Origin of the sequence: Deinococcus sp. NW-56, from assembly GCF_002953415.1 — a bacterium.
Classification (GTDB): Bacteria; Deinococcota; Deinococci; order Deinococcales; family Deinococcaceae; genus Deinococcus.
Genome location: NZ_CP026516.1, coordinates 617,578 through 630,702, shown reverse-complemented (window position 1 = coordinate 630,702; position 13,125 = coordinate 617,578). Strand labels below are relative to the sequence as shown.

Sequence of the window (13,125 nt, the reverse complement as noted above, 5' to 3'; positions counted from 1 at the left end):
AGTGTACACCATACGCCGAAGTAAGGCAAGGGGTTAGGCCCGCTCGGGCGGCGGAGCTTCCAGGGTGGCCGGAAGGGTTCCCCCCAGCGCCACCCACGCCGAGAGCAGGTCGTCGGGCGCGGGCGCGTGCAGGTGCAGCGCCTCGCCCGTCGCGGGGTGGGGCAGGGTCAGGAAGTGGGCGTGCAGGGCGTGGCGGGGCATCACGGCACTCTCGCGGCCATACACCGGATCGCCCAGGATCGGGCTGCCGAGGTGCGCGAGGTGAACGCGAATCTGGTGGGTGCGGCCGGTGCGCGGCTGGGCGCGAACGAGGGCCAGCGTGCGGCCGTGGCCGTCCGGATGCGCCTCCAGCGGGGTAAAGCGGGTCTGCGCCTCGCGGGGATTGGCTCCCTCCACCGTCATCCGCTGCCGGGCGGTGGGGTGGCGGCCGATGGGGGCGTTCACGTTCACCGGCCCCTCCGCCTTCCACGTTCCGGCCGCGATTGCCAGATACGTCTTGCGCGTATCGCGGTCCTTGAAGGCCGCCGCCAGCCGGGCGTGCGCCTCCACCGTCTTGGCGACCACGATCACGCCGCTGGTGTCCCTGTCGAGTCGGTGCACGATGCCGGGGCGGTAGCCGTCGGGGCCCTCGGCGCCGGGCTGCTCGGGGAGGGTCATGCGGCCCAGCAGCGCGTTCACGAGCGTGCCGGAGGTGACGCCGGGCGCAGGGTGTGTGACCATTCCGGGCGGCTTGTTCACGGCGATGAGGTGGTCATCCTCGTACAGCACGTCGAGGGGCACCGATTCGGGAGCGACGGTCGCGTCGGGGGGTGGGGGCGGGCGCACGGTCAGGGCCTCGCCGCCCTTCAGCTTGAGGCTGGCTTTGGTCGCGGGTTGGCCCCCCACCTCCACATGCCCGCCCGCAATCCATCCGGCGACCTGCGAGCGGCTCACTCCGGTCAGATCGGCCAGCACCGCGTCGAGACGGCCCGGCGCGGCGGTGAGGTGCAGGGGCTCGGTCACGCGGGGCAGTGTAAATCCTGGGAGGGGTCAGCCTTCACGGGCCGTTGCCAGGGCTTCCAGCGCGTCGGCCAGTTCCGTGACCGACAGGCGGCCCGAATCCAATTCGAGGTCGGCCCCAGCCCGCAGCAGGGGCTCCACCGTCTCCAGATAGCCCAGCACCTCCGCCTGCTCTGCCGCCGTCTTTCCATAGGGATTGTCGGTGCGCGTCCGCAGCCGGGAAAGCAGCATGTCGGCCGGGGCGCTGAAAAGGACGACCCGGTCAAACCCATCATAAAAGGCGCCCTGATTGGACTTGCAACCACTCACAAAGAGGGGACGCGCTTCCCCGGCGAGCAGCTCGCGCATGGGCTGCTCTCGCCACACCCAGTCGGGCTGGCCGTCGGCGTCGGTCGTCCACTCCGACCACTCGTCCGTGTCGGTGTCCACGGCCCGGAAGCCCCGCCGGGCGAGTTCGCGGATCACCGACGACTTGCCGGTGCCGGACATGCCCGTGATCAGGACGCGCCGCATCCGCCCGGCCAGAGGTCCACCGCCATCACGCCCCCCTCGCGGTGAACCTCGCCCGCGTGCAGGGTCAGGGGTGAGCGGAAGCCTGGACCGTCCACCACGACCGTGTGGAACTCGCCGCCCTCACCGCAGGGGTCGGCCCCCAGGCGTTCGATCTCATCCAGCAGCCCCGTGTCCAGCTCCCGGCCCAGCAGCTCGGCGGGCAGGGCGTCCTCGCGCACGGCGACAATGCGGGAACGCAGGCCCCGGCGCAGCCCTTCCTCCACCAGCGCCCGGCGGGGTTCCTGCCACAAGGGAAGGGCCGCTTCCACCCTGGCCGCCACGCAGACCCGGTCCTCCCAGTCGCGGTGGTCTTGCAGGTCAATGTCGCCGAAGACGACCGCCCGTGCTCCGGCCTCCGCCGCACGGGTCAGCAGCGCGGCGAACTCGCGCTCGTAGGTGGCCCACGAGGCGCGGGCGGTCCACAGCGGCAGCCCCAGCGCCTCCGCCTGCGCCGCCAGCACCTCCGGCCGCAGCCCGTGCGAGCGCGAACGGGTGCCCGAATCGTCCAGCACGGTCAGCAGGGCGAGGGGACGGCCTCCCGCCTCCAGCGCCCGCGTCAAGGCCAGCGCACTGTCCTTGCCCCCACTCCACGAGATGGCGAAGGGGACGCCCTTCACCGCGACGACTCCGCCTTCAGCGGCGGCACCCGCAGCCCGCCGCGCCCGTCCCAGCCCTTGAAGGCGTAGAAGCGGCCCGGCTCGCCCGTGCGGAGGTAGTCCAGCAGCGGCTCACGCATGGGCGGGGATTCCAGCAGCTCCATCGCCTCGTCGGGGGTGCAGAAGCGGGCCTCCACGATGAAGCCGTCGGGGTCGGCGGGGTTGAGCAGCCCCTCCCAGGTGGCCTCGAACGCGACCGCGATGGCCCGCTCGCCCCGGCGCTCGTCCTCGATATGAACGGTGTAGACCATGTGCTTGATGCCGGTCAGCTTCAGGCCGGTCTCCTCCACGATCTCGCGGTAGAGGGCTTCCAAGAGCGTCTCGCCGGGCTCGACCACGCCGCCGGGCAGGGTGTGGCGTACCCGCCCCAGGCCCTGCCAGTCGTTGCCGACGAGCAGCACCCGTCCGAAGCGGTCGCGCAGCACCCCGGCGGCGACGAGGAGGTCACGCCGCGCCATCGGGGGCCTCCGCGAGGTCGAGCAGCTGCCGCTCGCGCTCCTGCCGGGCGAGGGCCGCCACGACGGGCGCAAGGCCCCCCGCGACCACGCTGTCGAGGGCGAAATTCTTGACCTCCCCCTCCAGGCGGTGGTCGGTGACGCGGTTTTGGGGGTAGTTGTAGGTGCGGATTTTCTCGCTTCTCTCGCCCGTGCCCACCTGCGCGGCGCGGGTCTGGCGCTCCTCCGCTTCCCGCGCGGCCCGCTCTCGCTCAGCAAGGCGGGCGGAGAGCACTTGCAGCGCCTTTTCGCGGTTCTTGATCTGCGAGCGGCCGTCCTGACAGACCACCACGATCTCGTCGGGCGTCCCCGCGCGGTACACCGCCCGCACCGCCGAGTCGGTGGTGTTCACGCCCTGCCCGCCCGCCCCCTGCGACCGGAACACGTCGATGCGGACCTCCGAGAGGTCGAGCGTGACCTCGCTGGCCTCGACCTGCGGCAGCACCGCGACCGTCACCGTGCTCGTATGGATGCGCCCCTGCGACTCGGTGGCGGGGACACGCTGCACCCGGTGAACGCCGCGCTCCCACTTCAGGGCACGGAAGGAATAGTCGCCCGTCACCTCCGCGACCACCCGGCTCGCCCCGCCGAGGTCGCTCTCGGAGGCCTCCAGCACGTTCAATTTCAGGCCCGCGCCCTCGGCGTAGCGGGTGTACATCCGCAGGAGGTCCACCGCGAAGAGGCCCGCCTCCGCGCCCCCGGCCCCGGCCCGCAGTTCCAGAATCACGTCGCGGGCGTCGTCTGGGTCGGTGGGGAGCAGCAGTACCTCCAGCTCGGCGTCGAGTTCGGCCAGCCGCGCGGTGAGGCTCTCGACTTCCCCGGCGGCGAGTTCGCGCAGTTCGGGGTCGGCCAGCAGCTCGCGGGCCTGGGCGAGCGCCCCCAGCACTTCGGCCCGCTCGCGGTGCAGGGTCACGACCGGGGTCAGTTCGCGGTGGCGGCGGGTCAGGCGGGTGTATTCGGCGGGGTTGGCGAGCGCGGCCGGGTCGCCCAGCGCCCGCTCGATATGGGAGAACTCGGCCGCCAGCTCCTCCAGGCGGCCTCCCTGGGCACCGCTCACCACGGCGGCCCAGCGTAAGGGAGAACAGGGGTGGACACAGGCTTCATGGGGGCAGTCTACCCTTGCCCCCTGGCACTGACCGGAAGGCAGGCAACAGGCCCGCCCCATACGACTCGGGGGTGCAAACTGAAGCGGTGCAGACTGCAACAGTGAGAGATGGGGAAACGCGCCGGGTGACGGTGGGCCTGCTGGGCTGCGGCACAGTGGGGCAGAACGTGCTGCGGCTGCTGGAACGCCGCCGCGACATCTTCGCCAGCATGGGCGTGGAAGTGGAGGTGACGGGCGTCCTCGTGCGCGACCTCGGCCGCGAGCGGGACGTGCCGCCGGGAACGCCGCTGCGGGACGACCCCGCTTTCCTTCAGGAGTGCGCGGTGGTGATCGAGGCGCTGGGCGGCATCGAAACGCCGCTGGCGCTGCTCGCGCCCTACCTCCGCTCCGGGCGGCCCGTCATCACCGCGAACAAGGCGCTGCTGGCCGAGCGCTGGGACGAACTCCGCGAGCACGCCCTCGCCGGGCGGCTGTACTACGAGGCGGCGGTGATGGCCGGGACGCCCGTGATCGGCCCGATGAGCACCGTGCTGCGGGCGAGCACCTTCACCCGACTTCAGGCCGTGCTGAACGGGACGTGCAACTACGTCCTCTCGCAGATGGAGGCCGGAAACCCCTACGCGGACGCCCTCGCCCAGGCGCAGGCCCTGGGCTACGCCGAGGAGCCGCCCACCCTGGATGTCGGCGGCTTCGACACCGCCCACAAGCTGACGGTGCTGGCCCGCTTCTGCGCCCACGGGGACTTTCCGTATTCGGCGGTGGACATCCGGGGCATCGAGGACGTCACGCTGGAGGACGTGCAGGAGGCGAGGGCGGCCGGGCAGCGCATCAAACTGGTGGCCGAGTTGCGGCGGGAGGGGGACGGCTGGCACGCCCAGGTCGCGCCCCAGCGCCTGCCCCTGACCCACCCCCTGTGCAACGAGGGCGCCAGCCGCAACGCGCTGGTCTACGAGGGCGAGGAGTGCGGCCCGCTGATCTTCGCGGGGGGCGGGGCGGGCGGGATGGTCACGGCGTCGGCGATGGTGGGGGATTTGCTCGACTGGGTGATCGGGTTTCCGGGGCACGTGCCGCTGCACTGAGCGACCGAGCGACTTGGGGCGCGGGGCATGGGGCGCCAGCCTTGCCCCTCCGTCCCCACCCTTCTGACCGCGCGGACACCGGACAAGCTGGGGAGCCGCTCGGTGGGTCCGGCCACGGCGGCCAGAAAGGCCCTCAAGACCCTGCCCCAGCCTGACCCCTGTCCCAGCCCGGCCGTTGACGCTTCATTGACGCTTCCCCGTTCACGCTGCGCGTACCCTTGCCTGCCGGACCGTGACCGCATCCCTCCGCGGTCCGGCCAGGCCGGGGCAGAGGGAGGCTTGCCATGAAGACCCAGAGGACGTTCGCCCTGATTCCGGCTCTCTCACTCGCCCTGCTCGCGGGCTGCGTCCGCACCCAGCCCACGGCCGACGCCCGCGACTTTGCCGCGCCCGCTGCCTGGACGGTGAATGTCCCGCAGCAAGTGCAGCGCGGGGGCGTGCTCCGGGTCGCGGAGGTCTCCGACACCCTGACCCTCAACCCCTTCGTGAACGCCTCGAGCGGGGGGCTGCTGGCGTGGCTCGGTGCGCCCGGCGGCCTGCTGATCCAGAATCCGGTGGACGGCGGATTCCTGCCCTTCATGGCGCAGTCCTCGACCCGCTCGGCCGACGGACGGACCTGGGACTTCGTGCTGCGCCCGGACCTCGCCTGGAGTGACGGCCAGCCCATCCGCCCCGAAGATTTCGTGTCCACCGCTCAGCTCCATGCCGACCCGGCGGTGGAGTCGAACAGCTACGACTCGTTGCGGGGGGTCACGGTCACGAAGACGGGCGAGCGCAGCCTGCGGGTGGTCTTCGCCGAAGCGCGGGCTTCCGCCGAGGCGACGCTGGCCTTTGGCGTCTGGCCCGACCACGTCTTCGGGGCGGCGTACCGTGCGGGCGGCGCGGCCGCCGTGCGGGCCTTGTGGCCGCGAACCCTGGCTGCCGCCGATGTCGTGACTGCTGGCCCTTTTCGCCCCACCGCCCTGAATGCGGACGGGTCAGGCACCCTGGAGCGCAACCCGCACTACGGCGCGTGGGTGGTCGACCACACCGGGCAGCCTCTGCCCTACCTCGATGGCATCGAGGTCCGCCGCTTTGCCAGTACGGACGCGGCCTTCGAGGCTTTCCGGCAAGGGGAACTCGACCTGCTGCCCGCCAGTCCCACGCCCACCCAGCTGGAGACCCTGCGGGGCACGCCCGGCACCGACCTGCGCGAGAACTACAGCCCAGCGGCCAGCAGCTCCTGGATCGTCTGGAACTTCAACCGCGCGTCCGACCCCGAAAAGCAGCGCCTCTTCCGCGAGACGGCCTTCCGGCAGGCGATGAGCCACCTCGTTGACCGCGAGCGGATCGTGCGCGAGGTCTACGGCGGGGCCGCCGAGCCCGCCTACAGCAACGTCTACGCGGTGTTCCGCGAGTGGCTCGCGCCGGACCTGCCCCGGTTCGACTTCAACCTGCAGGAAGCCCGGCGCCTGCTGACGACCCTGGGCTACGGGACCCTGAACAGCGCGGGAAACCTCACCAACGCGCAGGGCCGGGTGCTGGAGTTCGACCTGATCACCAACGAGGGCAACCCGCAGCGCGAGGCGATGGCCCGGATCTTCGTGGAAGGTGCGCGGCAGGCCGGGGTGGAGGTGAACTTCAGGGCCGTCCCGTTCAACGACCTGGTCACCCGCCTGAGCAGCAGCGGCCCGGACCGACCCTTCGACGCCATCTTGCTGGGGCTGTCGGGCGGATCGAGTGTCTGGCCCTTCGGCCCCAACGTGGTGCCGTGCAGCGGCAACCTGCACGCCTATAACCGCAGCGGCGCGTGCCTCTTCGACTGGGAACGGCAGATGACCGACCTGTACGTGCAGGGGGACCGCGAACCCGACCGGACCCGCCGCATCGCCATCGGGCGGGAGTTGCAGGCCACCGAGGCCCAGCACCAACCCTTCGTGTACCTCGTCTCGCCCCGCGTGAGCACGGCGTGGCGGGACCGGGTGGAGGGCGAGTACCCCGCGACGCTCGCCTCGAGCCACTACGGCCCCCGCTGGCTCAGTCTGACCTGGCTGCGCCGATAAGCCCCGGCCTCCCGGCGGGGGGCGCAGGCCGCGCAGGCCAGAGCCTTTTGGCCCCACATCTGTCAGGCTTCCCCTCCTCTTCTTGTGCCCTGCCCGTGGGCTGGGTACTCTGAATGAGGGGAATCTCACATGCCCGAGGACAGGCCGGTGGAATTGCGCCTGCTGGGAGAGGTGCGGTTGCGGGTGGGCCAGAGCTGGGTCCGCTGTCCGGACCACGGACTGCGGCTGCTGGCCGTCCTCGCGCTGGACGGTTCGCAGTCGCGGGGGCGGCTGGCGGACCTGCTGTGGGCCACGGACACCCCCCGCGCCCTGCACAACCTGCGCATGCTGCTGGTCAAGCTGCGCCGCCTGCTGGGCGAGCACGTGGGTCTCTTGCAGGACCAGGGCCACCACCTGAGGCTCGACCTCGGGCAACTGGAGGTCGACGTCCTGCGCCTGACCTCGGCGGAAGTCGCGCTGGAAGGCACCTGGCGCGAGTTCATGGCGGGGCACCGGACGGGCGGCCCGGAGGCGTGGCTGGAGTGGGCAGAGCGGACAGAAGCGCGGCTGCTGGCCCACGCGCCTGCCCCGCCCCGCGAAGGCCGCCCCCCTTCCCCTTGCCCAGCTCGCCGGTCCCGCGACCGGGCCGAGGAAGCCCGCTGGGCCGCCCAGGATCAGCCGCAACTCGCGGCCGCCGCCGCGCGGGAAGCGTTGGCCCTCTCGGAGCGTGGGGAGGGCGCGGCCCTGGCCCTGGACGTGCTGATCCATCAGGCCATCGAGCGGGACGAGTACGCGCTGGCCCAGCACTACTGTCAGCAGGCCTTGCGGGCCACCCCGACGCCCCTGGCCGATCTCTGTTACACGGCGGGCTACCTCGCCGACCTGCTGGGGGATCCCGTGGGCGGCGAGCGGCTCGCCCTGCTGGGACTGGCGCATCTGCCGCCGGGAACCTCCCCCGCGCTGTGGTACGCCACCATCGCCAGCACCTACGACTCGCGCCAGGACTTCCGCACCGCCCGCCTGTGGCACGAACTGGCCCTTCAGGCGGCCCGCAGCCACCCGTCGCGGGCACAGCACTGCGGCGTCCTGACTTTCTTCCTGTGGCACCTGAACGCGACTGGGGACAGTGCCCGCGCCCAGTTGCTGGCCGCCGAGGCGCTGGAGCAGGGGCAATTCAGCATGACGGCGTATGTCCAGCAGTCCCTGGGCACGGCCCAGTTTCGGCTGGGTGACCCCGAGGAGGCGCGGCAGACCCTGGCCGCCAACTGCACCCACGCGGTGTCCAGCCTCGCCGTGATCGCCGGGGCGCTGACCGCGCGAATCCACCACCGCCTGGGCGAACGGGACCAGGCCCACGGCCACCTGCGGCGCACCCTGCCCCTCGCCCTCGTGACCGAGGATGGCCGCGCCCGCTTCGAGTGGGCGGTGGCGGCCCTGACCTGTGACCCCAGACACTGGGCCATTCAGGCCGCCGCCTGCGTGCGTGGTGCCCGGACCAACGATCCTCTGGTCGTGCGCCACTACCAGCGGCTGCGGGCCTCGGTTGGGACCCGGTGAAGCACCCCGGCCCAGATCGGCGGCAGCTCCGGATCGGGGCAACAGCTCTCTGCCCACCGTGCGCCACCCCCCGCTGAATGACGGCTGAACGCCCTCGCTGTGGGGGAAAAGAAGAAACGCCGTCTTAGACGGCGTTCTGTCTGGTGGAGGCTAAGAGATTCGAACTCTTGACCCTCCGCTTGCAAATTGAAAAAAGCCGTCTAGCACGTCATTTTCTCCCGTTCTGGACAGAATCTATTTTTTGAGTCAGGTTCCTCTTCGCCCTTGGAACCTGACTTTTCAGAGGTCTTTGGTGACGGGTTGGTGACGACTGGGTGACTGCATGCGTCTCAACAGATTCGGTCCCACACCGGACCGATTTGAACGCCACAACAAGGCTCCTGGTGAATGAATACCGGCGGCTGGGACGGTGGTGACAACCCCGGTGACGGGGCTCTAAAGCCCTCGGACGAGCCCGGCGCCTCTTTTCAATGAATCTGGGGCAACACCGCAGCGTGCCGGTGTTGCCCCAGATTCGCTGGTTCTTACCCCCCGGCGCGCAGCAGCGCCAGCGACACTCCACCAAGTTCCAGCAGGTCCCCCGCCCGAAGGGGTCGGCTCTGCCCGGGGGCCATGGGCTGCTCATTGACCGAGAGCGGCCCCAGCGCCTTGAGGGTGAGTTCTCCCCCCTGCACCCGCAGTTCGGCGTGACGCGGCAGCACATCGGCCCCCTGGACCGCCTGTGGCCCCTGGCTGCCCAGCGTCACCCGGCTCAGCGGTACCGGAAGTTCGATGACCTGGGCGTCGCCGTGCAGCAGCAGCCGCTCGTGAAGCTCCTGCGCGGCACTTCCCGGCGTCTGGCCTTTTTCCTGGAAGACAAAGACCGTGTTGCCCAGACGCAGGCGGTCCCCGCCGCGCACCGGGCCTCCGGTCACCCGCTCCCCATTGATCTCGACCGCTTCGCCTTGCCAGACCCATTCCCTGCCCCGCCGAACCAGCTGTCCGGCCTTCAGGGGCACGTCGCGGTCGTGGTACAGCGAGATGTCCTGGGCGTCCGAGCGGCCCACCGTCACGGTGTTCTTGGACAGCACGTACTGCTTGCCCTCGTAGGGACCGGTGGTGGTCCCCAGCAGCCAGGCACTCTTGAACAGTTCTTGGCTCAGCCGCAGCATGAAGCCGATCGCGGCGCCCAGCACCGTGAGACCCACGAGGCGGGCGAAGGTGCCGGTGTCGTTCTCGCCCAGCCTGAGACCCAAGAAGCTGTCGAAGACCAGCCCGCCGATGGTCCCCCCCACCAGTCCCCCCAGCGCACCGCGCCCGGCCTTTTGCCACGAGCGGTCGGCCAGACCCAGCACCAGCCCCACCCCTATCCCCATCAGGCCCCAACCCAGCCCGCGGAACAGACGCTCGAATTCGTCACTGGCGCTGGTGACGATGCCGTAGGCCAGTTGCGCGAACGCCCCGGACAGGGCGCCCAGCAGGAGCGCGGGGAGCCACACCCGCCCCAGATCACGCCACCAGCGCCCACGCAGGCCCAGCACGTTCTCGGCCGCGACGAGCAGCAGCGTGAGCGGCAGCATCACCAGCGCGGTCCAGACGCCGGTCGAGACGATGGCCTGCAGGGCTGTCTCCCCTCCCGACGACCCCACCAGCACCTCCGACAGCAGCGCCCCCAGCAGGCCCCCGAGGGCCCCCACCACCGTCGTCTGAAGCGTCACCGGCAGTTTGCCCATCACCAGTCCCCCATGCCCACATCGTCGGTGGGCTCGATGTAGTCCTCGGGCAGAGCATCGTCGTAGACGTCATCCGTCGTGTCCTCACTCCAGCCGTCGCCGGAGAAGTCGTCACTGCTCTGGCCGAAGTCGGCGGCGGAATCCGGAATCTCCTCGGGGGCAACCGTGACCGGCTCTTCTGCGGGGAGGGCCTCGGCCCCCACGGCCTCGTCGGTGCCCTCGGTCCCGGCGGAGTCCACGCTGTCGTCCACCGCAACGTCTTCCGGCACCGCGACCGCCGCCGGTACAAAGGGCAACTCGCACCCGGCCGCCGTCAGGTCGGGGCCGTCCCCGGTCAGCTCCAGGCCGATCACGTCGCTGCCGTTGCCCGTGCAGGTGTTGGCGGCCGCCAGGCCCGCCGCGCCCCGCTTGTAGAGGATGCCCGCCTTGCCGTTCCCCGCGAAGACGTTCTCGAGCAACTCGGGGGCCGCGTCGTCGGTCACCACGATGCCGTTGAGCGTGTTGCCGCGCACCTCGTTGCCGCGCCACACTCCGCCCGCCCGCTCGGCGAGGACGATGCCGCTCTGCTTGTTGTTCCGAATGGTGTTGCCGGTCAGGGTGGGCCGGGCGTCGCCCCAGGCCGAGACACCGGGATGGGCGTTGGCCTCGATCACGTTCTCGGTCAGCGTGCCCGCCGCCTGATCGGCGAAGGTGACCCCCGCGTCCGCGTTGCCCCGGATGGTGTTGCCGCTCAGGGTGGGCGCGGCGGAGTCCGTCACAGCCACCCCGGTGCGGTTGTTCTCCATGACGTTGCCGCTGGCGGTGCCGCCCCCACGCCCGAAGTAGGCCAGCCCACTCTGCTTGTTGCGGCGCAGGGTGTTGCCGGTCACCGTGGGCCGGGCGTCGTCTTGCACCCCGATCCCCTGGAAGCCGTTGCCCTGGGCAGTGTTGTCCTCCAGGGTGGGCGCGGCATTGTCATGCACGGTGATGCCGCGCTGCCGGTTGTCCCGCAGCTGGTTGCCCGAGAGGGTCGGGGCGGCCCTGTCCATCACCATCGCGCCGTGGACCCCGTTGCGGTCGAAGGAACTGCCCGCGATCCGGCCGCCCGACGAGTCCAGGAAGATGGCTCCCGCCAGCGTGTTGTCGCTCAGGCCGGTGCTCACGGCATTCACCTCGCTGTCCTCGCTGAGGTACAGGCCGTAGCCGTTGCCGGTGAGGTAGCTGCCCTGCAGGTCGCCCCGCGCCCCCTTCGAGAGCCACAGGCCGCTGCCGTAGAGGTTGGCCTCCTCGTCGCGCACCGCCCCGCTCAGGCGCACGTCGCGCAGGGTGACCTGCCCCCCTTCCGCGAGCAGCACCCGGCCGGGCGAGCGCCCGGTCCACAACACGGACAGGGCCTGGTAGCGGGCCTCCGTGCCGCGCGAGGTGATCACCGTGTCGCCCGCCGATGACGCGATCCAGGTCTGGTCGCGCCCGGCCCCGATCAGGCTGGTGTCGGCGTCCAGGGTCAGGGGCGCGTCCAGCAGGTAGACGCCGCGTTCCAGCGTCAGTTCCCCACCCGAGGCCGCCACCGCGAGCAACTCGGCCAGGGCGTCCTCGCCCACCACCGGCAGGGTGAAGCCCGCGCTGACCCAGCCGGTCTGCCCGCCGTGGTTGACCTCGTACCAGCCGCTCTGTTCGCGGATCGCCTGCAGCACGGTGCCGCCCGGCAGCACCGCGAGCGAGGCGGCGCCCTGCGCGGGCGAGGCCCGCAGGTGCAGGTTGAGCGCCGTCGTCATGACCGGGAAGGTGGGGGCGGCCGTCTCCCCGTCGGGTTCCACCGTCCCCGCCCCGGCTTCATCGGACTGCGTCGAGGTCTCCCCACCGGTGAGGCCGCCCAGCCCACCCCCCAGCACCGCGTAGCCCCCGCCCGCGAGCAGCGCCGCGAGCACCCAGGGCCAGACGGCCGCGCGCTTGCGGGAGGGCGTGGGCGGCGTCGGCGGTGGGGGCGCCGGAGGCCGGGGACCAGGCGGGGCCGGTCTCGGCGGCTTGGGTCCCGGAGCGGGCGGCGGCGCGAGCAGCGCCAGCACCTCATCCGTGGTCTGGGGCCGGTCGGCGACCTTGACCTCCAGGCTGCGCTCGATGGCGCGGCGCAGCCCCGGCGGCGTGCTCGCGGGCAGGGGGGGCAGCGGTGTCCCCAGCATCCGGTCGGTCGCGGGAGGCGGCGCCTGCCCGGTCAGCGCGTGGTGGAGGGTCGCGCCCAGCGCGTAGATGTCGGTGTAGGGGCCGAAGCGGGCGGCCGTTCCGTACTGCTCGAGGGGCGCGTAGCCTGGCGTGACCAGCCGGGTGTGGTTGACCGTCTGGCCCTGCGCATAGCCGCGCGCCGACCCGAAGTCGATCAGGACGACGCGTCCTCCCGTCTCCAGCAGGATGTTGTCCGGCTTGAGGTCGCGGTGGAGCAGGCCCGCCCCGTGCACCAGGCCCAGCGCGCCCAGCACGCGGCGGGCAATCGCCTCGACCTCGCCGGGCGGCAGGGCGCCGCCGCGCTCGATCCGGGCCCCCAGGGTCTCCCCTTCCAGGAACTCCATCACGAGGTAGGCCGTCCCCGCCTCCTCGAACAGGTCCATCACCCGCACGATGTCCGGATGCCCGAAGCGGGCGAGGACGCGCCCCTCTTCGGTGAAGTCGCGCTTGGCCTGTTCCCACCCCGCGAGGTTCAGGGTGACGGGCGGGCGCACGGTCTGCCCCTGGCGCAGGGTGCCCGCCGGGAACAGCTCCTTGATGGCTACCCGCGCCCCGAGTTGCACCTGCGTGGCGGCGTAGGTGATGCCGAAGCCCCCCTGCCCCAGAACCTGGTCGAGGCGGTACTTGCCCCCCAGCACGGTGCCGGGGGGCAACGTCTGGGTGCCGAGCGGGCTGCCGCAGGTGGGACAGGTCGCGGCGCCGGGCGGCGTCACGCTGCCGCAGGCCGGACAGTTCATCGCTGTTCCCCCAT

Annotated in this window: 10 protein-coding genes; 3 read left to right on the top strand and 7 right to left on the bottom strand. The window is 71.5% G+C overall.

Features of this window, described 5'->3' with window-relative positions; all coding sequences use genetic code 11:
* Positions 1-33: 33 nt before the first annotated feature.
* Genes C3K08_RS03240 through prfA form a run of 5 tightly spaced genes read right to left on the bottom strand, consistent with a single transcriptional unit; the run spans position 34 to position 3,758 of the window.
* Positions 34-1,011 carry an RluA family pseudouridine synthase gene (locus C3K08_RS03240; protein ID WP_104990010.1) on the bottom strand — a complete coding sequence of 326 codons (978 nt, stop codon included), beginning with the start codon at positions 1,009-1,011 and terminating at the stop codon, positions 34-36.
* An 18-nt stretch (positions 1,012-1,029) separates the two neighbouring features.
* A complete protein-coding gene (locus tag C3K08_RS03235; protein WP_104990009.1) occupies positions 1,030-1,512 on the bottom strand; it encodes an AAA family ATPase in 483 nt (160 codons plus the stop codon).
* Complete coding sequence (locus C3K08_RS03230; protein ID WP_104990008.1) at positions 1,497-2,168, bottom strand: diphthine--ammonia ligase; 672 nt, start codon at positions 2,166-2,168, stop codon at positions 1,497-1,499. The genes C3K08_RS03235 and C3K08_RS03230 overlap by 16 nt, the downstream gene beginning before the upstream one ends.
* Positions 2,165-2,665, bottom strand: a complete 501-nt coding sequence (locus C3K08_RS03225) for an NUDIX hydrolase (RefSeq protein WP_104990007.1) — start codon at positions 2,663-2,665, stop codon at positions 2,165-2,167. Before C3K08_RS03225 ends, C3K08_RS03230 begins: the two co-directional genes overlap by 4 nt.
* Complete coding sequence (gene prfA, locus C3K08_RS03220) at positions 2,652-3,758, bottom strand: peptide chain release factor 1 (RefSeq protein ID WP_234009143.1); 1,107 nt, start codon at positions 3,756-3,758, stop codon at positions 2,652-2,654. The genes C3K08_RS03225 and prfA overlap by 14 nt, the downstream gene beginning before the upstream one ends.
* Positions 3,759-3,907: 149 nt before the next feature.
* Between prfA and C3K08_RS03215 the strand changes: the two genes are divergently transcribed.
* From C3K08_RS03215 to C3K08_RS03205, 3 genes are all read left to right on the top strand, one after another.
* Positions 3,908-4,885, top strand: coding sequence for a homoserine dehydrogenase (locus C3K08_RS03215; protein WP_234009142.1), 978 nt, complete (start codon positions 3,908-3,910; stop codon positions 4,883-4,885).
* Between the two features lie 284 nt (positions 4,886-5,169).
* Positions 5,170-6,927, top strand: coding sequence for an ABC transporter substrate-binding protein (locus C3K08_RS03210; protein ID WP_104990005.1), 1,758 nt, complete (start codon positions 5,170-5,172; stop codon positions 6,925-6,927).
* A gap of 129 nt (positions 6,928-7,056) precedes the next feature.
* The gene (locus tag C3K08_RS03205; RefSeq protein ID WP_104990004.1) at positions 7,057-8,463 is read left to right on the top strand and encodes a hypothetical protein; all 1,407 of its coding nucleotides are present in this window, start codon (positions 7,057-7,059) and stop codon (positions 8,461-8,463) included.
* A gap of 524 nt (positions 8,464-8,987) precedes the next feature.
* Here the strand turns inward: C3K08_RS03205 and C3K08_RS03200 are convergent.
* Positions 8,988-10,175 carry an FHA domain-containing protein gene (locus C3K08_RS03200; protein ID WP_104990003.1) on the bottom strand — a complete coding sequence of 396 codons (1,188 nt, stop codon included), beginning with the start codon at positions 10,173-10,175 and terminating at the stop codon, positions 8,988-8,990.
* Positions 10,175-13,111 carry a right-handed parallel beta-helix repeat-containing protein gene (locus tag C3K08_RS18795; RefSeq protein ID WP_104990002.1) on the bottom strand — a complete coding sequence of 979 codons (2,937 nt, stop codon included), beginning with the start codon at positions 13,109-13,111 and terminating at the stop codon, positions 10,175-10,177. Before C3K08_RS18795 ends, C3K08_RS03200 begins: the two co-directional genes overlap by 1 nt.
* Positions 13,112-13,125: the final 14 nt, after the last annotated feature.